This is a genomic window from Flavobacteriales bacterium, assembly GCA_016779935.1.
Lineage (GTDB): Bacteria > Bacteroidota > Bacteroidia > Flavobacteriales > UBA7312.
This window is the reverse complement of sequence record JADHMQ010000001.1, coordinates 100,899-123,541: the sequence shown is the minus strand read 5'-3', so window position 1 is coordinate 123,541 and position 22,643 is coordinate 100,899. Positions and strand designations below refer to the sequence as shown.

Below are 22,643 nucleotides of genomic sequence, written 5' to 3'. Positions count from 1 at the left end.
CTATGAGCAAGTATATATTCACTGTAATTTTATGCCTATTTTTTTTAAACCAAACTTTATCACAAACTCATCCACTAGATGAAGGAACGGTATTAATGGAAAGGGAAGTCGTTAATGGTTTGGATGTTCCCTGGGAGATAAAATGGGGTCCAGACAACCACATATGGGTAACTGAGCGGTCGGGACAAATTAGCCGTGTGAATGTTGAAACAGGAGAAAAATACCCTATTCTGAATTTAGAAGCTCAATTGTACGACTCAGGTGAATCAGGATTACTTGGAATGGAAATTCATCCAGAATTTAATAACGGTGCTCCTTATGTGTTTCTGGCTTACACCTATGGTTTTTCAGCTAACGCTAGTGAGAAAATAGTGTATTACGAATACGATGCTGAAGAAGATGCCCTAATTAACGAAACGGTTATTGTTGATGGTATTGACGGTAACAGTACCCACATTGGATGTCGATTGCTAGCCATTGACAACACTACCCTTTTAATTACTACTGGAGATGCTCAAGACTGGAACGCTTCTCAGGATAGTGATGCACTTACTGGTAAAACCCTTAGAGTTAATATCAATAAGGATAGTGATGACTTCGGTAATCCTAAATCAGATAATCCAAATCCAAACAGCTATGTATACAGTATTGGTCATAGAAATGCACAAGGGCTAGCTGTAGCTCCAAACGGTATTGTTTATAGTTCAGAGCACGGTCCTAATAACGATGATGAGTTAAATATTATTGAATCGAATCTAAACTACGGATGGCCTAATGTTCAAGGTTTTTGCGATGACTTTGCAGATATGTATTATGCCGATGATTTAAGTAGTTCCTTTTCCGAAAACGATTATTGTGAAGAAAACAATATTGTAGAGCCTTTATGGAGTAGTGGCTCTTCTTCAACTATTGCTCCTTCAGATATCATTTGGTACGACCACCCTTCTATACCAGAATTTCAGAACTCATTATTGATGACGGTTCTAAAAGCAAAGAAGCTGGTTCGCTTTACATTCAACGAAGCCGGAGATTTAATAGAGTCTGAAACTGACTTTTTTCAATACGAATGGGGACGCTTAAGAGATATATGTGTTGCTCCTAATGGAAAGATTTACTTAGCTACTAACGGTAATTCATGGCCAAGCCAAGGACCTAATGAGATTATTGAGCTTTGGAATGACGATTACATTTATGCAGCAACTTTCAACTGTACTGTTGATGGTTGTGTTGAAGTAAACGATGGCTTGGGTGAATACAGTACTATTGACGATTGTACCAATGCTTGTACAAGCCCCACTGGCATAGATGATAATTCTGCTAAAGCGTTTAGCTTTTACCCTAACCCAAACTCAACTGAAGGGCAACTGCTTTTCAATATCGATGCCGATCCATTTCACCTTCAAATCATGAACATTCAAGGGCAATTGGTACACGAACAAAAAGTAGAAAACAAACGCCTAAACCTTAACGGATTAATTGAAAACGGTGTGTACTTTATAAAAGCCAACACCCACAACGGAAAACTAATCATAAACTAATGAAGTATTTAACTCTTGTAAGTGTTCTGCTCATAAGTTTGAGTGCTTTTGGACAACAATATAACGGCCCTGAAAGTGTAGATTACGATAGCGAGGGAGACCGCTACCTGATTTCCAATTCTTCTGATGGGAAAATACTTTCTTATGATTTAGAAAATGATGTACTTGAGTCATTTGTTTCAGGGGTTGGTGCTGGACCTCACGGATTAGAAGTTATTGGCAATGAAGTCTATGCCTGTAGTGGTAGCTCCTTAAAAGCTTATGACTTACAAAGCGGAGAAGAAACCGTTAACATCAATTTAGGAGCTACTTTTGCCAACGGCATCACGCATAAGGGTAATGACGTATTTGTTACTGACTTTATTGGTAAAGACATTTACAGATACAATATCCCAAGTGGCACTTTCAATATGTACATTGAAAACCTACCGAAAACACCAAATGGAATTTTCTACGATGATATAGAAGACAGACTTCTGGTAGTGTGTTGGGGAAGCAATGCACCCATCTACGAAATTGATATGAGTGACTCTACCTATTCCACAGCAACCTCTACAACATTAGGTTCTTGTGACGGTATTGCTATGGATAATAATGGAGACTTTTATGTTTCTGCATGGAGCAACAATTCCATTAACAAATTTAATAGTGACTTTAGTGGTGGCTCTACCGTTGTTGTAGCTAATATGAGTTCACCTGCTGATATCTATTTCAATAGAGATACAGATATACTAGCCATTCCAAACTCTGGAAACAATACAGTCATTTTTGAAGACTTTGGTGATGTAACAAGCTTTACATGTGGACTAATGGGCTGCATGGAACTGTCTGACAACACCGGAGAGTATTCCACATTAGAAGACTGTGAAGCCGATTGCCAAACCATTACGGTAGAGGAATTTAACACAGAAGATCATTTATTCTACCCTAACCCAATCCATAGTGGTGGAAGTATCATTTGGAAATTCGAAGATTCAGAAATAGAAATATACAATTTTCAAGGGCAGATGATTCTTAGAGATAAGGTTATTAAAAACCAACCATTAGAACTTCCATTAGTCAAAAAAGGGTTTTATTTGTTAAAGACAAACGACAAACAAGAAAGAATTCTAATTCACTAATCGCTTGAACACTACCCCTTTAGCCGAACGATTAAGACCCAAATCACTAGATGATTTTATAGGACAAGAACACCTCATTGGAAAAAATGGTGTACTTCTCAAAACCTTAAAAAACAACATCATTCCATCCATCATTTTTTGGGGACCTCCAGGCGTAGGAAAAACAACCTTGGCGAATATTATAGCCAATCAGCTCGACAGACCATTTTATACCCTTAGTGCCATTAACTCTGGAGTAAAGGACGTACGTGAAGTTATTACAAAAGCTGGCTCTTTAGGGCTATTTGGCAAAAATGTTCCTATCCTATTCATTGATGAGATTCACCGTTTTAGCAAATCGCAACAAGACTCTCTTTTAAATGCTGTAGAAAAAGGCATAGTAACCCTCATTGGTGCAACGACTGAAAACCCTTCATTTGAAGTGATCTCGGCTCTTTTATCACGCTGTCAAGTATACATTTTAGAAAGCTTTGAAAAAATACATCTTCTTCAATTGCTTGAACTAGCTGTTCAGAAAGACGAAATTTTAAGCCAAAAAAAAATAACTATTAAAGAAAGTGATGCCTTATTACGACTCTCTGGAGGAGATGGTAGAAAATTATTAAATGTCTTTGAACTTGTAGTCAATACCCAAACCACCAATGACATTACCATAACTAACGATTTGGTTATGGAATCGGCACAAGAAAATATTGCTTTGTACGATAAATCAGGCGAGCAACATTACGATATTATTTCAGCTTTTATAAAATCCATAAGAGGCAGTGACCCCAATGCAGCAGTATATTGGCTAGCACGTATGCTAGAAGGTGGAGAAGACATTAAGTTTATTGCCCGAAGGCTAATTATATTAGCGTCCGAAGATATTGGCAATGCCAATCCTACGGCACTGATAATGGCTAATAATTGTTTTCAATCGGTAAATGTTATTGGAATGCCAGAAGCAAGAATCATACTCTCCCATACCGCCATTTATCTAGCTAGCTCACCAAAAAGTAATTCATCTTACATGGCAATTAACGAAGCTCAGGAAATGGTAAGAACAAAAGGCGCCCTGTCTGTACCACTAGAGTTAAGAAATGCCCCCACTAAGCTAATGAAAGACTTGGATTACGGTAAAGAATACGCCTACGCTCACAATTATGTCAATAATTTTATAGAACAAGAATTTCTTCCAGATGAAATAAAAGGTGAAGTATTCTACAATCCTGGAGACAATGAGAGAGAAAAACAAATACGAAAATTCTTAAATAGCCGTTGGAATGATAAATACAACTACTGATATTTAATACATTTGTAAAAATTTACTCTAAGATGAAGTCCATCCTTAAGATTTTAATTCTCTTTGTATTTCTGTCATCGTGCAAACATGATTTTGAGAAACCCGTATGGAATGCCGATTTCAGCACCCCCCTAGCCTACACTCAATTGAGTTTATTGAATTTGGCAAACGATAGCACCATTCAATTTGATACCCTTGGCGACAACAGTCTAAAATTTGTCTTTCTTAAAGAGCTTATAAACTACCAACCAGATAGCTTGATTAGTTTAGAAGAAATAAGCACTACCAAAAATGTAAAGCTTAAATCCATTAACTTTTCAAATACGGTAGTTACTAATGAAATTACTCTAGGAGAACTCATCTCATCAATCAGTTTTGGAACCCTTTTATTACCCAATGGAAGCAATGCAGTTATTCCAGCATATTCAGATTTACTGAACGATACCTTTCCAATCGATGCGAACGAATATTTTGAAGAAATGACCTTTACAGAAGGCTATATTGACCTCAAAATAGTCAATAATTTACCCTCAGATCTCAGTAATGTGGTATTAGAATTGAGAAATGAGAATTCGAGTACTAATATAATTAGCATGAACATTCCACTACTGCAAAGTGGAGCTACAGAAATAGCAAGTGAATCCCTAGCAGGTCAAACTTTATTAGGTAATTTAGAGGTGGAAATCATCAGTGCTGATATTGTAGGCACAGCACCAAATGCCGTTAACATAGACTATTCTGATGCTTTAATTTCAGAAATAAAAATAAGGGATATTGAACTGTACGAAGGCATTGCCATATTCCCAACGCAACAGATATTTGATGAAGATACAGTGGTTTCCTTCCAACTTGATGATATTAAGCTCAATAGAGTATTAGTTAGCGAGGGTGGTGTAAGTGTTGTAGGTGTAAGTACCATTCAAGACACTATAAAAATTCAGTATAAAATTCCTGGAACTACTTTAAATGGTCAGCCTTTTGAGTTTAATTTTAACCTCCCTCCTGCTCCTGAAGGGGAATCCATTACCGTAACTAAGTTTTTTGATTTTTCTGGCTATGAAATTGATATGACTGGCAAATTTGGCGACACCATTAATACCATTTATACCCAGTCTACAGGATTTATAGACTCCTCTGGCGTCATCACTAACATCTCTCTAGAAGATAGCGTATTCAATACCATTACTATTAACGAAATAGTTCCCGAAAAAGCGTGGGGAATATTGGGCACTGACACCTTTTCTGAAAATCAGAATATTGATTTTAGCGACTTTTCTAATTTTCAGGGCGAAATTGATTTATCACAAATAGATGTCGTATTAAATACTGAGAATTACTTGGGAGCAAATGCCAATGTCTGGATTAAAAACCTAAGTGGAGAAAATAGTCAAGGAACAGTAAGTCTAACAAGCCCACTACTCTCTAGCCCTTTTACCATTGCATCGGCAGTTGAAAATAATTCGACTAGCCAACCTATTACACCATCTAGCAGCAGTATTTCCTTTGATGAAATGAACTCTAATATTGATGAACTTATAGAGAGTAAACCTGAAACAATGGACTTCTCCTTTGAGCTGATTACAAATCCTAATCAAGATAATTCTGAAGGCTTTTTGTACAGCGATTTTGGCTTAAAAACTAATCTTGAAATTGGCATACCATTATCTATAAAAGCATCCGAAATAGTAATTAAAGACACTTTGGATGTGAATATTAGTAATGTCGATGATATAAATGAAGGAACTTTTACACTTTTGGCTAAAAACAAATATCCCCTAGACGCTGAAGTGATTATCAATTTACTAGATGGTAATGGAACAATTTTGGAATCTTTGGACTCCGAACAAATTGTTCAAGCCAGTGAAGTTGATATTAATGGAAAAAGTATAGCCGCTAAATCAAGCGAACTGACTTTTCTTTTTGAATCCATTAGCCAAAGTCTGAATGCTGCCGAAAAGATAGCTTTCGAAGTAAAGCTGAATACAAGAGCAGACGAACAGTTTGTAACCCTATACAGTGACTATTACATTGATCTCAAACTCATTGCTAACTTTAACTACACCATAGACTAATGAGAATTGCTCTAGCCACAGTATTTTTACTTTTTACTTTGCTGACACAAGCTCAAGAAAGTAGTTTAGAAATGAATACCCATATGGGTTTAATGAATACCCACATCAATGAGCCTTTACTGTCAAATTCCTACGGCTTTTTAGACAATAAGGAAAAGGATAATATTATTTCAGCTTTAGCCCCTAATAATTACTTTCAAGGAGAAATTGATAATGAACTAAAATATCAGAATAAAAAAGGATGGAGTATTGCTTTTGGAAACCACTTGGCAGCCTATGGTGCTTATTCTGATGATATTGTAAAACTTTGCTTGCTGGGAAACTCTCCATTTAGAGGTGAGGAACTGGATTTAGAACCTTTAGATTTCTCCGCTTACCACTACTCGAAGTTTGAGATTGCTTATCAATGGAACTCTAAGTTTAACACCTCTATTTCTCTCTTAGCAGGACATCAATTTGCTGAATTGGACGTCAACAAAGCGACCTTTTACACCGATGAGTTTAGCGACTTCTTTGAGTATGATATAGCTTTTGAAGGGCATTTTAGCGACACCACTGATTTAATGAACAATCTCTTTGCTCTAAACGGCAAGGGAGCGGCATTGAACATTCAATATTCTGATTCAATTAGAAATGGTCATATTGACATAAGCCTCAAGGATTTGGGAATGATTAGATGGAATGAAAAAACAACCAATGTACTCATTGATAGCGAATGGCGTTTTGAAGGTGTAAATATTGACGATTTCATAGAGTTCAACGACAGTATATTGGAAAATTATTTTGATAGTATTCAAGACATTTTTCAAATATATAATGAGGAAAGTTACAATTGGAGATTGCCCATAACGTTCGACTTAAATCTATTTAAGTTAAGCCGTTCAGGGTTCATAGATGCCTATACCTTTTCTGTTGTTTATAAACCAAGGTTTTATACTACCCCAAGATTTGCCCTTGACCTTCACAAAAGCTTTAGAAAGCATGGCTTTAGCTTAGGATACCATCTAGGCGGTTATGAAAAATCGGGTTTTCAGTTTGCTTACAATTTCACTGGAAAAAAGACCCAGTTTAAACTATTTACAAAACAAGCCAACGCCCTCATACCTTCTCAAAACTATGGTGTTCATCTTGGTTTTGGCATAAAAAGAGTATTTTCGACAAGCAAATAAACACAGAAAGTGATAAGTAAACTGAATTTTAAAGACTCCTTTTTTCTCATAGCCGGACCCTGTGCCATAGAAGGCGAAGAAATGGCTTTTGAAATTGCCACACACATAAAATCCCTTTGCGAAGAATTGGGTATTCCTTTTGTGTTCAAAGGCTCTTACAGAAAAGCTAACCGATCGCGTCTGGATTCATTTACCGGTATTGGCGATGAGAAAGCACTAGCCATTCTCAAAAAGATTAGAAAAGAACTAGACGTTCCCACTACCACCGATATACATTCTGTAGAGGAAGCCAAATTAGCCGCTAAGAGCGTAGATATACTACAAATACCTGCATTCCTCTGCCGACAAACCGATTTGTTGGTAGCAGCTGCCAAAACAGGCAAAACCGTAAATATTAAGAAGGGACAATTTTTATCCCCTCAAGCTATGCAGTTTGCCGTACAAAAAGTTAAAGACAGTGGAAACAACTGCGTAATGCTTACCGAAAGAGGTAGCCAATTTGGTTACCACGAATTGGTAGTAGACTTTAAAGGCATACCAATCATGAAAGAGTATGCCCCTGTGATAATGGATGTTACTCACTCTCTGCAACAACCTAACCAAAGCAGTGGTGTAACGGGTGGTCAACCTCAACTTATAGAAACCATAGCCAAAGCCGCTATTGCTTCTGGTGTAGATGGTATCTTTTTAGAAACTCACCCCAACCCTAGCCAAGCTAAATCGGATGGAGCAAATATGCTACCTCTCGACCAATTGGAAGACTTATTGAAAAAATTAGTACGACTGAAAAAGGCCCTTTAATTTTTGTAATTTTGAACTTCTAAACTTATTGCCACTCACCTTTTCCATTTCATTTATGATGTAATTAACTTGTCAGATAATCTGATAACAATTGTATTGTAAAAATGAAAGATTATACCGTAATAAAACTAAGCTCTTGGTGGTCTAGTGACCAGCTTAGAAAGGAAGCAGAAAGCTTAATTAATGAAAAGGCGAGACAAGGTTATGAAATTGTATCCGTTTCCTTTGATTACAGCTTTTTTTGAATTTCAATGCTTTATTACAATATGTAAATGATTAAAAAATAAAACTAAACCCATGAAAAATCTCATTCTAATCTGTACAATTGCCTCTTTTATGGCATGTGATAATGCATCTTTAAAAATGGATGCAAATGAAAAAACATCAAACATTGAAGAAGGTAAACGGCTCGTGACTGCACTTGGGTGTAACGACTGCCATTCTCCAAAGAAGATGACCGAATTTGGTCCTGTTCCAGATGAAGACTTACTGCTATCGGGTCACCCTCAAAGTATGCCATTATCGGAATACGACCCATGTATACCCAATTCTGGTGCTTGGATATTATTTAGCGGTAGTGGCACAGCAGCTATAGGTCCTTGGGGTACGTCTTTCGCTTCTAACCTTACGCCTCATGAAACAGGTCTAGGGGATTGGTCTTTAAATCAATTCACCAAAGCCATGAAGGAAGGCAAAAGCAAAGGCTTAGACAATGGACGCATGTTATTACCTCCAATGCCATGGGTATGCTATGCCAGTTTAACGAATGATGAAATAGAGAACATTTTCGACTATTTACAGTCTTTAGAACCAATTGATAACCTAGTACCTAACCCTATACCTCCTCAATAATTGACAGTGGACTTTGAAATAAAACTACAACCCCTTAATGAAAACGATAGCAAAGAATTACTTCAACTGTTTACCAATGAAAAAGTACTTCAATCCTATTCAGAAAGCCTCTTGCCAAAGCCTCAGCAGATAGATGATTTTATTCAACAAATTACTACCGAAGGATGTTGGACGTGGAAAATCATTAAAGATGATGATTCAAACCAATTTTTAGGGATTTGTTCACTACATCACTATGATAACATTACTAAGTCGATTGAAATTGGTGGTACTCTTTTATCAGAATATTGGGGAAAAGGGATTATGATTACCACCTTTCAAGAACTCATTAATCAAGCAAAGAAAGATTTTGATATCAATCGTATCATTGGAAAGACACTGCCGGACAACAAAAGGGCTTTAAGCTTAGTCAAAAAGCTAGGCTTTAGCGTGTTTTTTGTAAATGAGAATGAAACTGTAGTCGTGAAAGATCTTGTAGAAGAAAACTCTATTTAATCCTAAAAGCAGTACGTCTGTTTTCGGCTCTACCCTCTTCATTATCGTTGGAAGCGATAGGTTTGGAATCTCCAAAACCTTTGTAAGTCATTCGATTGGCATCAATGCCTTTATCAACTAGGAAACTAAATACTTCTTTGGCTCTATTTTCTGAAAGTGTAAGGTTATGCTCTTGAGACCCTACATTATCGGTATGCCCTTCAATCTCTATACTTAAATCTATGTTGTTTTGCATAAATTCAAAGAGCGTATTGAGCTCTACTTCGGATTCCTTTTTTAGGCTATAAGCATCCGTATCAAAGAAGATGTTTTTCAAAACTACGGCATTACCTCTATCCAAACGTTGTAGAGGTATATCTAACCTTAAAGCTTGCAAAGCACTTTGGTCATTTAACTCAAAGTTCTCAGAATGGAATAAATAATCCTCTCTAGAAACATTAACAGCATAGTTAGTATTGGCAGGCAAGCAGGTAAACAATTCGCCCGTTTTGGTGTATGTAAAAGAGGAAATCATTACTTCACCAGTAGTAAGGTCAACAATTTCAATATTTGCTTTGAGAGGTGTTTCACTTTTGGCATCATAAACTTTAGCGTTTACATAAGCCACTTGTTGTGCTTGGAAATCTTGAGACAATTGAAACCAAAAAATATCTTCTTGACCATAACCCGATTTATCAGAAGCAAAATAAGCCGTCTTACCATCTGAAGCTACTATTAAACTGTTTTCTACTCCATGCGTGTTTATAGGGTAACCTAAATTAATAGGACGTTGCCAAGGTGCTGAGGGGTAATTTCTTCGACTCATGAACAAATCAAAATCGCCCATTCCTGGATGTCCGTTAGAAGCAAAATATAAAGTTTGGTTATCTGTATGTATAAATGGTGACATCTCATCAAACTCTGTATTTACAGTAGCCCCTAAATTCACTGGTTTTGAGAAAGTGCCATTTTCGGTAAGCACACTCTTCCAAATATCCATATTGCCATAACCTCCTGGTCGGTTGCTGACAAAAAATAACTCTCTCCCATCTGGAGAAATAGTAGGCTGAGAATCCCAATGTTTACTGTTTATACTAGGCCCTATATTTCTAGCTTCTGACCATTTACCATCGCGTTTGAAACTGATGTAAATATCACATCTGCCCATACCGTCTTCTCTATCGCAAGCGGTAAAGAAAAGCACCTTACCGTTTGGAGCTAGGCATTGTGCCCCTTCATTCCCAAAGGTATTAACCGTTCCCATATTTTGAGCTAATGACCATTTGCCATCTTTCAAAGTACTTTGATAAAAATCTTCTGAAACAACATTATTTTGATGCGGTCCTCTTCTGGTAACAACAAACAATTGTCCGTCTGCCGAAATACTGGGTAAATACTCTTCCCATTCACTGTTTATACCTTCACCCATATTCTTAAAGTCGAAGTCAACAGGATTAGTGATGGCTTCTAGAGCAAATTCACAATTTTTGAGTTGGTGTTTGGCTGAATTAACTTTTTTGCTGCTTTGATTTTTAAAACCTAAAAAATGGGTAAATGCACGTTTTGCTTCTACATAATTAGGAATTTGCATATACAGTATCCCCACTTTCCAATAGCCCCAAGCATTTTCTGGGTTGTTATCAGAAAGTCCTTTGAGATAATGCTCAATAGCTTCCTCTGTTTTGCCAGCCTCTTCTTTAATTTGACCGAGTAAAAGGTATGGGGGTAAAAAGTCAGGGTCTTGTCTTATAGCCGACAGAACGAATTCTGTGGCTTTCTTATCGTTATTTTCTTGAAAAAATTCAATGGACTTGGCATAGGCTTTTTTGGATTTAGTGTTGTTTTGTCCAAAGAGTATAAAAGGAGTGAAAAGTAAAAGAAAAATATATTTCATAATGTCGATTCAAGCTTTAAGGGATGCCCATGTATTTGTGCGTTTGCAAAGATATATTCCATTCAGGGGTATTCATAACGTAATCAATGATTTTTGGCATCATTTCTTTTTCTTTGCTCCACTCAGGCTGAAGAAATAATTTACAGCTATCGTGACACTGCACAGAAAACTCCTCTGCCCATTTAAAGTCATTTAAGTTGTGTACTATTACCTTTAACTCATTGGCTAAAGGAATTATTGCTTTTTGTGGGGGACTATTTTTTTTGGGAGAAAGGCAAATCCAATCGAAAGTTCCTGAGAGTGGGTAAGCTCCAGATGTTTCTATATGTACATTTATACCATTCTCTTTAAGTAATTCTGTCAGTGGCCCCATATCCCACATCAGGGGTTCTCCTCCTGTAACAACGACTGTTTTAGCAGGTGTAGATTGTATATTAATCAACATATCGTTAATGTGGGTGGGTGGGTGCAAATTAGCATCCCAACTTTCTTTTACATCGCACCAGTGGCAACCAACATCACAACCACCAATTCTCAAGAAAAAGGCAGGAGTACCTGAATAATGCCCTTCGCCTTGAACGGTATAAAAGGCTTCCATAAGTGGAAGCATCAGTCCTTTATCAACTAATGTTTGTTGTTCTTTATTCATACATCAAAGCCATTAACTGCACTGAGCGTATTTTTTAATAGCATAGCAATGGTCATTGGACCTACTCCACCAGGGACGGGTGTTATAAAGCTCGTTTTATCGGCTACCGCTGTATAGTCAACGTCGCCTTTGAGCTTCCATCCGCTCTTTGTTTTATCTGATTTTACACGAGTAATGCCTACATCAATAACGGTAGCTCCTTCCTTCACCATATCTTCAGTAACGTATTCTGGACGACCAAGTGCAACAATGAGAATATCAGCCGATTGGCAAATTTCCTTAAGGTTTTTTGTTCTGCTGTGTGTGAGGGTTACTGTACAATTACCTGGATAGGAATTTCTAGCCATCAGTATACTCATTGGCAAACCAACAATATTGCTTCTTCCGATAACCACGCAGTGCTTTCCTTCTGTTTCAATGTTGTAGCGTTTGATAAGTTCAATGATTCCCGCTGGTGTTGCAGGTAAAAATGTTGGGATATTTAAAGTCATTTTACCAACATTTTCAGGATGAAAACCATCAACGTCTTTGGAAGGATAAATGGCTTTTGTAACGGCTAACTCATCGATGTGTGAAGGCAATGGTAACTGTACAATTAGTCCGTCAATGTCATTATTTTGGTTGATTTTGTCTACCTCAGCAATTAACTGCTCTTGGGATATGGTGTCGTCTAGACGAATAAGTGTAGAATCAAAACCTACTTTTTCACAGGCACGTACTTTTGCACCTACATAGGTTTCACTAGCACCATCATTTCCCACTAGTATTGCTGCCAAATGGGGTTTCTTCTTTCCTTGTCGAAGCATACCTTCTACTTCTACAGCAATTTCTTGCTGAATATCAAGTGAAGTTTGTTTACCGTCTAATATTTGCATACTTGTTAAGCCTTCTATTACATTCTTGGCGTTCCACTGCCATTATTTTTCATCATCTGCATCATTTGTTTTGCACCACCGCCTTGCATCATCTTCATCATTTTACCCATCTGACCAAATTGTTTGATTAGCTGATTGACTTCCTGAATTGAGGTTCCGCTTCCATTAGCAATTCGCTTTCTTCGGCTTCCGTTCAATAGTTTTGGATTGCTTCTTTCTTCAAGTGTCATGGATTTAATCATAGCTTCTATCCCCTTAAATGCATCGTCATCAACATCTACTCCTTTGAGTGCTTTGCCCATACCGGGAATCATCCCCATCAAATCCTTCATATTACCCATCTTTTTGATTTGCTGAATTTGCTTAAGGAAATCATCAAAACCGAATTGGTTTTTCGCAATTTTCTTTTGCACCTTTCGAGCTTCTTCTTCATCAAATTGCTGCTGAGCTCTTTCAACAAGTGAGATGACATCTCCCATTCCCAAAATACGACTTGCCATTCGTTCTGGGTGAAAAACATCAAGGCCATCCATCTTCTCGCTGGTTCCAATGAATTTAATGGGTTTGTCTACAACTGAACGGATTGTAAGTGCTGCTCCACCTCTTGTATCACCATCTAGTTTGGTTAGTACTACACCGTCAAAATTTAGCTTTTCATTAAAGGCTTTGGCAGTGTTTACTGCATCTTGACCAGTCATTGAATCTACAACAAATAAAATCTCACTAGGCTTAATAGCTGATTTTACAGCGGCTATCTCCTCCATCATTTGCTCATCTATTGCTAAACGACCTGCAGTATCAACAATTACCACATTGTTGTTGTTTGACTTGGCAAACTTAATGGCGTTCTGGGCTATTTCTACTGGGTTTTTATTTTCTACTTCTTTGTAAACTTCTACACCTACTTGCTCTGCTAATACTCCTAATTGGTCAATGGCAGCTGGTCTGTAGACATCACAGGCTACTAAAAGGGGTTTCTTATTGTGTTTTCCCTTTAGGTGTAAGGCTAGTTTTCCTGAAAAGGTGGTTTTACCAGAACCTTGTAATCCGGCAACAAGAATTACAGATAGGTTGCTTTGAATGTTTATCTCTGAATGTGAACTTCCCATTAATTCGGTCAATTCATCCTTCATGATTTTTGTTAGCAACTGACCAGGCTCCACGGCTGTTAATACCTTCTGACCTAATGCCTTTTCCTTAACGTTGTTGGTGAAGTTTTTGGCAGTTTTGAAATCAACATCTGCCGTTAATAGGGCTTTTCTGATTTCTTTCATCGTCTGAGCAACGTTGATTTCCGAAATACTTCCTTGACCTTTAAGAACCTTAAAGGCTTTTTCTAATTTTTCTGATAAATTTTCAAACATATCTTTTACATTCTATCGGGAACATTCACCCCTAATAATTTCATTCCTGTTTTACTTACTCGACCTACTAACTCACACAAGGCAATTCTAAATGCCATCTGATTTTGGTCTTCACCTATCAAAATAGACACGTTTTGATAAAAGCCATTAAACTCCTTTACCAAATCGTAAATGTAATTGGCAATGAGTGCTGGGCTGTACGAATTTGCTGCTTCTTGAATAGTTACAGGAAAGTCATTTAAAATCTTGATGATTTGCTTTTCTTTATCTAACAATTCAAGATTTTCTGTTGTAAATATAACTTCCTTATTATACTTTTTTAGGATGGTTTGTATACGTGCATGGGTATACTGTATAAACGGTCCCGTATTCCCATTAAAATCTATAGATTCTTGTGGATCAAAAAGCATACGTTTTTTAGGGTCTACCTTAAGCATGAAGTACTTTAAAGCCCCCATACCAATATTTTCATATAAGATGTTAGCTTCTTCGGTTTCCATCCCATCTAATTTACCTAACTCTTGAGCAATTTCTTTTGCAGAATCGACCATTTCCTTCATAAGGTCATCTGCATCTACAACTGTACCTTCTCTTGATTTCATTTTTCCAGAGGGTAAGTCCACCATACCATAGGATAAATGGTAACAGTTTTTTGCCCAATCGTACCCAAGCTTTTCAAGTATTAGAAATAAGACTTTAAAATGATAATCTTGCTCATTGCCTACTGTATATGCCATATGGGAAAAGGCAAAGTCATCATGTCGTTGTATGGCAGTTCCTATATCTTGAGTCATGTATACAGCTGTACCGTCTGAACGAAGTAATATCTTTTCATCCAAACCTTCATCGGTGAGGTCTATCCAAACCGAACCATCGACTTTCTTGTAAAATGTTTCTTTTTCTAAGCCATCTTCTATTACTTTTTTTCCTAAGAGGTATGTATCACTTTCGTAATAGTTTTTATCAAATTCAACACCCATTCTCTTGTAGGTTTGTGAAAATCCATTGTATACCCAAGAATTCATTTTTTCCCATAGGGCAATAACCTCTTCATCCTTAGCTTCCCATTTTCGTAATAAATCTTGGGCTTTCTTGAACAAAGACGCTTCTTTTTCGGCTTCTTCTTTACTCATGCCTTGAGCTACTAGCTTTTCTTGCTCAGCTCTGTAATGCTTATCAAAAATCACGTAGTACTTCCCTACAAAATGATCGCCTTTCATTCCAGTACTTTCTGGCGTTTCATTATTACCAAACTCCAACCAAGCAATCATAGATTTACAGATGTGTATTCCTCTATCATTGATGATTTGAACTTTTTTAACATTCTTACCTGAAGCTTGTAAAATTTCTGCCACCGAATTACCTAAAAGAATATTTCTAATATGTCCTAAATGAAGAGGTTTATTAGTGTTTGGCGATGAAAATTCTACTAGATGATTTGGAGCATCTGAAGAGATATCTACGACACCATAATTTGATTGCTTGTAAGCGGACTCAAATTGAGACAACCAATAGGAATTATCTACACTAAGATTTAAAAAGCCTTTGACTGAATTAAAATCTGATACTAGTGAAACATTTTCTTTTAAATAAGCTCCGATAATATCAGCGGTTTGTTCGGGTGACTTTTTAGATGCTCTCAATAGTGGAAATACTACAAGTGTAATGTCTCCCTCAAACTCTTTTCTGGTCTTTTGAAACTGTATAGTTTGATTTTCTGCCTGAAACAGTTCTTTGATTGCTTGTTCAACAACGGTATGTAGCTTTTGCTCTATCATTTTGTTTGAGGTAAAAATATTTCCGCCATCATGCATCGTGCACTTCCACCACCACAAGCCTCAATAGTATCTAAAGAACTGTGAATTATAGAGCAATGCTTTTCTATTTTTTCTATCTGATTTTTATCCAAACTTTTATATGCCGATTTTGACATGACAAGGTAAGGTTTATCCCCCATTACTTGCAACATATTGCCTGCAAAATGTTCTTTTTGCTCTTCGGAGATTTCTATGATTTCTTTATTGGTACGTTCTAGACTTTCAATTACATGAGTACGCTCTTCAATTTGATCAATGGTATCTAAACAAATTACTACAAAATCGTTAGCAACACACATCATCACATTGGTATGGTAAATAGGCAAGCGCTCTTCTCCAACATTTTGGTAGGCATTAAAGCAAACTGGCGTATAGTCGAACTCATCGCAGAACTGTAAAACGGCTTGCTCGTCAGTACGTATAGAAATAGCAGCATAGCAAATCTTATTCTCTCTGTCGAGAATCATACTGCCAGTGCCTTCTAGAAATTTGTCGTGTTCTTCAAACTCTGTAAAATCTTTAATTTCATCAATGTGAAATCCATAATCGTCTACTAGTATGTCAAAAATATCTTCGCGGCGTTCTACTCGTCTATTTTTAGCACACATTGGGTAAAGTCCTATTTTACCATCATTGTGAAAGGATACCCAATTATTAGGGAATATGGAATCAGGTGTATCTGGCGATTCTGTGTCTTTTATAACAATAACGTTTACACCGTGCGAGCGTAGTTTATCAACAAAGTCAGTAAACTCAGACAATGCTTTTTCTTGAGTTCCTTGCGGTGTTAAACCGTCTATGACTTTCTGATAATAATTATTTTCAGCTGTTTCTTCGTTAAAACGAAAACCAACAGGCTCAATCATCATTATATGTTTGGTAATTTGACTCATTTTCTTCGTAATGGTAATGTGGAACAACGCAGTAGTCCTTCCATTTTAGATATTTCAACATAGGGCACCTCTTCAACGGTGAAGCCCCTTTTTCTAAGCTCGTTATTTAATCGGCTAAATCCCTTTTCAGAAACGATAACTTCAGGTGAAATGGAAAATACATTTGAATTCATTTGATACATTTCATCTTGTGAAATGAAGATGATATTATCCTCACCAAAATAATTGATTAAAAAATCAACGTCTGATGTATTTTTAAAACCTCCTTTGTAAACTATTGCTGAATGACGACCAATAGGCTGAAAGCAGCAATCAAGGTGTAAGGCATTCTCTTTTGGATTAATATCAGATTTTTTGAGCTCAAAACCTTTAAGTTGTTTATTTGGGAAAGTAGCTTGTAGAAAGTCTATAGAGGCTTTATTGGTTCTTGCTACCTGGTATTTTTCAAAATCTTCAGCCTCTGAATAGCCTACAAATACATATTCATTGCAAAGCATAACATCCCCACCTTCTACTCTAGTATTTTGGGGCATTCTAACTATACCTTCTTCTCCAATCTGACGGTGTAAATAGTTTAAAGCGTCAATTTCTTTTAACCTATCAGAGATAATATTTGGCACAATGAATTTATCTTCAATAACAAAACCTATATCTCTAGAAAAAATCTGATTTAAGTCAGCTATATTTTCTGGGCGATATACTTTCACTGCATATTTATTGAACACCTCTAGAACGGCATTCATTTCATTGGTAATGCTTTCTTGTGTTGGAAACAAACCTTTTGCAACATATTCTCTTGACTTTGGGTCATAGCAGTCTTCAAGTTTTGGTGTACCTCCAAAATCATCTGGCAAACCCAAAACTACTGCTTCAAGTTTTGAGGTTTCATTATGTACATTTATTTCTAACATCAATAATAATTGAATGGCAAATTTAATTATAGTTTAGGGTTTAATAAAATCTTAATAGGGTTATTATTTACACCCATAAATTTGAATATATTTGGAAGGTATAAAATAAAGACGTGGACAACCAATTTGTTACATATTCAGTAAAGGACAGAATAGGTTTTATTACCTTAGACCGAGCTGAGAAAAGAAATGCTTTGAACAGTCAGTTGATTAGTGAATTAAAAGTGCTTTTCGAACTGGCAGAAAAGGACGATAGCTGTAAAGTAATCGTTTTACAAGCCAAAGGTGACGTTTTTAGTGCTGGTGCGGATTTGGAGTATCTTCAATCCTTACAATCTTTTTCTAGGGATGAAAATATAGCTGATTCAAACCATCTAATGGGCTTGTTTAAACAAATTTACCATTTAAAAAAGGTCGTTATTGCTAGTGTACAAGGGCATGCTATTGCAGGTGGTTGTGGATTAGCAAGTGTTTGTGATTTGTCTATTGCTTCTGATTCAGCAAAATTTGGCTATTCGGAAGTGAAAATTGGTTTTATTCCTGCGATTGTCAGTGTATTTTTACTGAGAAAAATTGGCGAAGGAAAAACTAAAGAACTTCTACTTACTGGAAAAACAATTTCAGCACAAGAAGCTACTGATATTGGATTAATAAATAGCTGTGTTGCAAAAGAAAACCTAGAACAAAGCGTTATTCATTTAGCTCAAAAACTATGTTCGACTGCCTCTGCAGATTCATTACGCTCAACAAAATTAATGTTAGCTGAGATCCAAGATCTTTCACTTGATGATGGCTTAGATTTAGCTGTGAAAAAAAACGCATTAGCTAGAGAAAGTGTGGATTGTAAAAAGGGTATTAATGCTTTTTTGAACAAAGAAAATTTAAATTGGTAAAACGCAGATGAAGAAAAAAAAGAAGGAAAATATTTTTAAACGCATTGGCTCAAAATTTATAATTGAAGATGAACGATTTAAAAAGATTATTGGCTTTCTGCTTGTTTTCTTTTCACTTTACCTAGTAGTTGTTTTTATATCCTTTCTAATCAATGGAAATATTGACCAAGATAAATTAGGAAAATTCTCTGATGATATTAGTAATTTTGGAGGTGTTTTTGGTCATAGAATATCAAATCTATTTTTATACAATTGGTTTGGTATTTCATCATTTATATTTCCATTTCTTCTATTCAATTGGGGAGTATTTTTAGTATTTGATAAAAAGATAATGGGCATAGCTAAGAGCTTCAGCCTTGGCATACTTTCAATAGCATGGATTTCATTAATTTTTGGATTTTTCACTTCTCCATCTATACTAGGAGGCATTTTTGGAAGTGAAATGAACAGCTACCTTGAACTTCTAATCGGAAAGATTGGAACAGGATTTGTAATTTTTCTATCATTACTTTCTTTCGTTATTCTACGTTTTAATCCGAAGTTCAAAAGCAATATTGAAGTTGAAGATAATACCTATTCAGATAATGATACTGATAACAACATAGACTTGGAGGATGGGAGTGAATCAGTAGTTATAACTGAAGCTCAAGAAGAGGCTATTACAATACAAAGCGAAGAGAAAATAGAATTGAAAACTGATACTGATACTATTATAGCTACTCCAAAAACTGAAAATAAAGACGCTGAAACTGACGACTTAGACATAGAAGTTCATGTTAATGAAGAAGAAACGCTTAGCCAAAAGGAAATCTCAAATAAATTAGAAGAACTTGGTGAATACGACCCTAAACTTGATTTATCCAATTATAAGATACCTAAAATCAATCTTCTTGAGGAGTATGGAAGTGGTAAAATTGAAATTGATAAAAGTGAATTAGAGGTCAACAAAAACAGAATTGTAGAAACCCTAGGGAACTATAAGATTGGTATTTCTTCAATTAGTGCTACTATAGGTCCAACTATTACACTTTATGAAATTGTTCCTGAAGCTGGTGTGCGAATTTCAAAAATCAAAAATCTAGAAGACGACATTGCACTGTCACTATCTGCTTTGGGAATTAGAATTATTGCTCCTATTCCAGGTAAAGGAACAATTGGTATCGAAGTACCTAATCAGAATCCAGCAACTGTTTCTATGAAAGCTGTTATTTCATCTGATAAATTTCAAAAGACATCAATGGAGTTACCTGTTGCATTTGGTAAAACCATTTCAAACGAAACATTTGTAGCTGATTTAGCTAAGATGCCTCACCTCCTTATGGCGGGTGCAACTGGACAGGGTAAATCCGTAGGGCTCAATGCCATTTTAGCCTCTCTGCTCTACACCAAACACCCTGCTGAAGTAAAATTTGTTTTGGTTGACCCTAAAAAAGTTGAGTTGACTTTGTTTAATAAAATTGAGCGACACTTTTTAGCAAAGCTACCAGATTCTGAAGAAGCTATAATTACTGACACCAAAAAGGTAATTAATACCCTAAACTCATTGTGTATTGAAATGGATCAGCGTTACGATTTACTTCAAAATGCCCAATGTAGAAATATCGTTGAGTACAATAAAAAGTTCATTGCTAGAAAACTAAATCCAAATGACGGACACAAATATCTACCATACATTGTATTGGTAATTGATGAGTTTGCAGATTTAATTATGACAGCTGGTAAAGAGGTAGAAACACCCATTGCCCGTTTGGCACAGTTGGCTAGAGCAATTGGAATTCATTTGATTGTTGCTACCCAAAGACCGTCTGTAAATGTTATTACAGGTATTATTAAGGCTAACTTCCCTGCTCGAGTAGCGTTTAGAGTAACTTCTAAAATTGACTCTCGAACTATTTTAGATGCTGGTGGTGCCGATCAACTTATTGGTCGTGGTGATATGCTTATTTCATTGGGTAGTGACCTTATACGTTTGCAATGTGCGTTTATAGATACTCCAGAAGTAGAAAAAATAACAGATTATATTGGAAATCAGAGGGCGTATCCAAATGCATTTTTACTTCCTGAATATGTGGGTGATGCTGAAGGTGGAACTTCAGGTGCTGACCTTGATGATAGAGATTCTATGTTTGAGGAAGCTGCTAGAGTAATTGTACAGCATCAGTCTGGTTCTACTTCACTCATTCAACGAAAATTAAAACTGGGTTATAATCGTGCTGGCCGTATCATTGATCAACTGGAAGCTGCAAGAATTGTAGGTCCTTTTGAAGGAAGCAAGGCACGCCAAGTACTAATTCGTGATGAAATGGCGTTAGAAGAAGTATTAAGAAATATAAACAACCCCAACTTATGAAAAAGCTACTATTATTTTCAATCCTTTTACCAATAATATCCTTAGGACAAGACCAAAGAGCAAAGTCTATTCTTGACAAGCTAAGTGAAAAAACAAGCGCATATTCTTCAATTGAGGCTCATTTCACCAATAATTTTTCGAGTACTGTAGCCGATATTAACGAATCACAAAGCGGAATTATTTACCTACAAGGTGATGCCTTTAAACTTGAACTAGACGCTCAGACTATTATTTCTGATGGTGAAACCAATTGGATATACCTCAAAGACGAAGAAGAGGTAAACATCACCGAAGAGGATGAAGAAGAAAATGAAATTAGTCCGTCCAAAATTTTCACTATCTACGAGGAAGGGTACAAATACCAATTTATAAAAGAAGATTCTAAAAATTATCAAATCAATTTATTCCCAGAAGAAAGCGGTGCTTTTTCTAGAGTAGAGCTATTTATAGATAAAGCTAAAATGCAAATTAGTTCTTTTGTTATGGTTGATAAGCAAGGAAGTTTGTATTCTTATATCATAAACTCTTTCATACCAAATAAAACGTTTAGCTCTAACTTTTTTCAATTTGATTTAGCTAAATATCCAGATGTTGACGTGATTGATTTAAGGTAATTACCTTAATAAATTTACAGTACCAAAACTTCTGACTTCTTTGCCTAACTCATCGGTTAGCTTCAGAGACCAACTGTATTTGTCCATAATGGCATCAGTACCATTTGTAGTTTTACCATCCCACTCTATTTCAGGACTATTCGAGTAAAATACGATTTCACCCCAACGGTTGTACACTTCAAACTGAAAGGATTGGTAACGCTCTATATTAAATATTTTTGCGCCATAAGTATCGTTAAGCCCATCACCATCAGGAGAGAATGTATTTGGTAGAAAGAATATAATTTCTGACTCAACAAGGACATTTTTTGAAATTGAATCTATACACCCTTGCTCATCTACAACTACAAGATCAACAGTATGCCAACCGGCAGTATCAAAGGTAAAGCTTGGCTGCCAATCGGTCAATAAAGTATCGCCATCAATAGTCCATACAGCATTACCTGATGAAGATATATTTACAAAGGAAACGTCAGGATCTAGAGTTGTTGGATGTTCAGGAGAAAAATAAAAGTCAACTCTTGGTGGCTCAAGTAGGCTATAAGTTAACGATTGTCTATCTGAACAACCATTATTGTCAATAATTGAAAGTTCTATAAGATAGTCGCCTAACTCATAAAATCTATAATCAAAATTAAAGGAATCAAAAGTTTGATTACCAATTCTCCATACAGAATTTTGTAATCCAGCAGGATACGATGACGTATTTATGAAATTAACTGTATCATCAATACATACTTCTTCAGAAGTGAAATCAGCTGTTGGGTTTTCAAATACTTTTATTGTTTTCTCAACTGCAGTAAAACATGTTGGAGAACCATATTCTCTAAACTGCAGTATATAATCCCCTGGATTACTAAACTTTACCATCAAACTATCCTCATTGACGAGACCGACTACCTCTGCTCCATTATCCAAAATAAATTCCCATTCTACAAGGTTCTGAGAATCGCTTGGAGAAGCTTTGAAAACAATGATTGAATCGCCTTCACAGAAGTATGCCTGCTGACCGAAAATCGGTAAGCTAAATGCTAATAATACTATGAATACAATTCTTTTAATCATCTGTTTTTG

20 protein-coding genes are annotated in these 22,643 nt (G+C 36.2%); 12 read left to right on the top strand and 8 right to left on the bottom strand.

The window, feature by feature from the left end; genetic code table 11:
* The first annotated feature begins 2 nt into the window (after positions 1-2).
* The 9 genes from ISP73_00590 (at position 3) to ISP73_00550 (ending at position 9,330) form a co-directional block, all read left to right on the top strand.
* On the top strand, positions 3-1,538 hold the full coding sequence (locus tag ISP73_00590; protein MBL6657085.1) for a PQQ-dependent sugar dehydrogenase: 1,536 nt from the start codon (positions 3-5) through the stop codon (positions 1,536-1,538).
* Entirely contained in the window at positions 1,538-2,659 is a 1,122-nt protein-coding gene (locus ISP73_00585) for a T9SS type A sorting domain-containing protein (GenBank protein ID MBL6657084.1), read from the top strand. The genes ISP73_00590 and ISP73_00585 overlap by 1 nt, the downstream gene beginning before the upstream one ends.
* Positions 2,660-2,663: 4 nt before the next feature.
* Positions 2,664-3,941: a replication-associated recombination protein A gene (locus tag ISP73_00580; GenBank protein ID MBL6657083.1), complete on the top strand. Its 1,278-nt coding sequence runs from the start codon at positions 2,664-2,666 to the stop codon at positions 3,939-3,941.
* 32 nt (positions 3,942-3,973) lie between these two features.
* Complete coding sequence (locus ISP73_00575; protein MBL6657082.1) at positions 3,974-6,013, top strand: hypothetical protein; 2,040 nt, start codon at positions 3,974-3,976, stop codon at positions 6,011-6,013.
* Positions 6,013-7,182 (top strand): hypothetical protein, encoded by a 1,170-nt coding sequence (locus tag ISP73_00570; protein ID MBL6657081.1) that lies wholly within the window; start codon positions 6,013-6,015, stop codon positions 7,180-7,182. Before ISP73_00575 ends, ISP73_00570 begins: the two co-directional genes overlap by 1 nt.
* 9 nt (positions 7,183-7,191) lie before the next feature.
* Positions 7,192-7,983, top strand: coding sequence for a 3-deoxy-8-phosphooctulonate synthase (gene kdsA / locus ISP73_00565; GenBank protein ID MBL6657080.1), 792 nt, complete (start codon positions 7,192-7,194; stop codon positions 7,981-7,983).
* A gap of 104 nt (positions 7,984-8,087) precedes the next feature.
* Positions 8,088-8,228 (top strand): hypothetical protein, encoded by a 141-nt coding sequence (locus ISP73_00560; protein ID MBL6657079.1) that lies wholly within the window; start codon positions 8,088-8,090, stop codon positions 8,226-8,228.
* A gap of 52 nt (positions 8,229-8,280) precedes the next feature.
* Positions 8,281-8,835: a c-type cytochrome gene (locus tag ISP73_00555; GenBank protein ID MBL6657078.1), complete on the top strand. Its 555-nt coding sequence runs from the start codon at positions 8,281-8,283 to the stop codon at positions 8,833-8,835.
* A gap of 6 nt (positions 8,836-8,841) precedes the next feature.
* Positions 8,842-9,330 carry a GNAT family N-acetyltransferase gene (locus tag ISP73_00550; GenBank protein ID MBL6657077.1) on the top strand — a complete coding sequence of 163 codons (489 nt, stop codon included), beginning with the start codon at positions 8,842-8,844 and terminating at the stop codon, positions 9,328-9,330.
* Here ISP73_00550 and ISP73_00545 read toward each other — a convergent pair.
* The 7 genes from ISP73_00545 to ISP73_00515 are packed head-to-tail and all read right to left on the bottom strand — an operon-like array spanning position 9,323 to position 17,712.
* Positions 9,323-11,203 carry a PD40 domain-containing protein gene (locus tag ISP73_00545; GenBank protein MBL6657076.1) on the bottom strand — a complete coding sequence of 627 codons (1,881 nt, stop codon included), beginning with the start codon at positions 11,201-11,203 and terminating at the stop codon, positions 9,323-9,325. The genes ISP73_00550 and ISP73_00545 overlap by 8 nt on opposite strands.
* 16 nt (positions 11,204-11,219) lie before the next feature.
* Positions 11,220-11,852 carry a 7-carboxy-7-deazaguanine synthase QueE gene (locus tag ISP73_00540; protein MBL6657075.1) on the bottom strand — a complete coding sequence of 211 codons (633 nt, stop codon included), beginning with the start codon at positions 11,850-11,852 and terminating at the stop codon, positions 11,220-11,222.
* Positions 11,849-12,727, bottom strand: coding sequence for a bifunctional 5,10-methylene-tetrahydrofolate dehydrogenase/5,10-methylene-tetrahydrofolate cyclohydrolase (locus ISP73_00535; GenBank protein MBL6657074.1), 879 nt, complete (start codon positions 12,725-12,727; stop codon positions 11,849-11,851). Before ISP73_00535 ends, ISP73_00540 begins: the two co-directional genes overlap by 4 nt.
* A 17-nt stretch (positions 12,728-12,744) precedes the next feature.
* On the bottom strand, positions 12,745-14,091 hold the full coding sequence (gene ffh / locus ISP73_00530; GenBank protein ID MBL6657073.1) for a signal recognition particle protein: 1,347 nt from the start codon (positions 14,089-14,091) through the stop codon (positions 12,745-12,747).
* Positions 14,092-14,096: 5 nt separating this feature from the next.
* Positions 14,097-15,869: an arginine--tRNA ligase gene (locus ISP73_00525; GenBank protein ID MBL6657072.1), complete on the bottom strand. Its 1,773-nt coding sequence runs from the start codon at positions 15,867-15,869 to the stop codon at positions 14,097-14,099.
* On the bottom strand, positions 15,866-16,801 hold the full coding sequence (locus ISP73_00520; protein MBL6657071.1) for an amidinotransferase: 936 nt from the start codon (positions 16,799-16,801) through the stop codon (positions 15,866-15,868). Before ISP73_00520 ends, ISP73_00525 begins: the two co-directional genes overlap by 4 nt.
* A complete protein-coding gene (locus ISP73_00515; protein ID MBL6657070.1) occupies positions 16,798-17,712 on the bottom strand; it encodes an amidinotransferase in 915 nt (304 codons plus the stop codon). Before ISP73_00515 ends, ISP73_00520 begins: the two co-directional genes overlap by 4 nt.
* Before the next feature lie 113 nt (positions 17,713-17,825).
* On the opposite strand from ISP73_00515, the gene ISP73_00510 reads away from it, so the two are divergent.
* Genes ISP73_00510 through ISP73_00500 form a run of 3 tightly spaced genes read left to right on the top strand, consistent with a single transcriptional unit; the run spans position 17,826 to position 21,569 of the window.
* The gene (locus tag ISP73_00510) at positions 17,826-18,605 is read left to right on the top strand and encodes an enoyl-CoA hydratase/isomerase family protein (protein MBL6657069.1); all 780 of its coding nucleotides are present in this window, start codon (positions 17,826-17,828) and stop codon (positions 18,603-18,605) included.
* Positions 18,606-18,612: 7 nt separating this feature from the next.
* Positions 18,613-20,955 (top strand): DNA translocase FtsK, encoded by a 2,343-nt coding sequence (locus tag ISP73_00505; GenBank protein MBL6657068.1) that lies wholly within the window; start codon positions 18,613-18,615, stop codon positions 20,953-20,955.
* Entirely contained in the window at positions 20,952-21,569 is a 618-nt protein-coding gene (locus tag ISP73_00500; GenBank protein ID MBL6657067.1) for an outer membrane lipoprotein carrier protein LolA, read from the top strand. The genes ISP73_00505 and ISP73_00500 overlap by 4 nt, the downstream gene beginning before the upstream one ends.
* Here ISP73_00500 and ISP73_00495 read toward each other — a convergent pair whose 3' ends face one another.
* Entirely contained in the window at positions 21,570-22,634 is a 1,065-nt protein-coding gene (locus ISP73_00495) for a gliding motility-associated C-terminal domain-containing protein (protein MBL6657066.1), read from the bottom strand.
* Between the last annotated feature and the right edge of the window lie 9 nt (positions 22,635-22,643).

Coding starts and splice junctions, on each gene's coding strand:
- ISP73_00590 (MBL6657085.1), top strand. CDS start 3: ATGAGCAAGTATATATTCACTGTAATTTTATGCCTATTTTTTTTAAAC.
- ISP73_00500 (MBL6657067.1), top strand. CDS start 20,952: ATGAAAAAGCTACTATTATTTTCAATCCTTTTACCAATAATATCCTTA.
- ISP73_00555 (MBL6657078.1), top strand. CDS start 8,281: ATGAAAAATCTCATTCTAATCTGTACAATTGCCTCTTTTATGGCATGT.
- ISP73_00495 (MBL6657066.1), bottom strand. CDS start 22,634: ATGATTAAAAGAATTGTATTCATAGTATTATTAGCATTTAGCTTACCG.
- ISP73_00505 (MBL6657068.1), top strand. CDS start 18,613: ATGAAGAAAAAAAAGAAGGAAAATATTTTTAAACGCATTGGCTCAAAA.
- ffh (MBL6657073.1), bottom strand. CDS start 14,091: ATGTTTGAAAATTTATCAGAAAAATTAGAAAAAGCCTTTAAGGTTCTT.
- ISP73_00535 (MBL6657074.1), bottom strand. CDS start 12,727: ATGCAAATATTAGACGGTAAACAAACTTCACTTGATATTCAGCAAGAA.
- ISP73_00515 (MBL6657070.1), bottom strand. CDS start 17,712: ATGTTAGAAATAAATGTACATAATGAAACCTCAAAACTTGAAGCAGTA.
- ISP73_00570 (MBL6657081.1), top strand. CDS start 6,013: ATGAGAATTGCTCTAGCCACAGTATTTTTACTTTTTACTTTGCTGACA.
- ISP73_00575 (MBL6657082.1), top strand. CDS start 3,974: ATGAAGTCCATCCTTAAGATTTTAATTCTCTTTGTATTTCTGTCATCG.
- ISP73_00585 (MBL6657084.1), top strand. CDS start 1,538: ATGAAGTATTTAACTCTTGTAAGTGTTCTGCTCATAAGTTTGAGTGCT.
- ISP73_00560 (MBL6657079.1), top strand. CDS start 8,088: ATGAAAGATTATACCGTAATAAAACTAAGCTCTTGGTGGTCTAGTGAC.
- ISP73_00525 (MBL6657072.1), bottom strand. CDS start 15,869: ATGATAGAGCAAAAGCTACATACCGTTGTTGAACAAGCAATCAAAGAA.
- ISP73_00545 (MBL6657076.1), bottom strand. CDS start 11,203: ATGAAATATATTTTTCTTTTACTTTTCACTCCTTTTATACTCTTTGGA.
- ISP73_00520 (MBL6657071.1), bottom strand. CDS start 16,801: ATGAGTCAAATTACCAAACATATAATGATGATTGAGCCTGTTGGTTTT.
- ISP73_00540 (MBL6657075.1), bottom strand. CDS start 11,852: ATGAATAAAGAACAACAAACATTAGTTGATAAAGGACTGATGCTTCCA.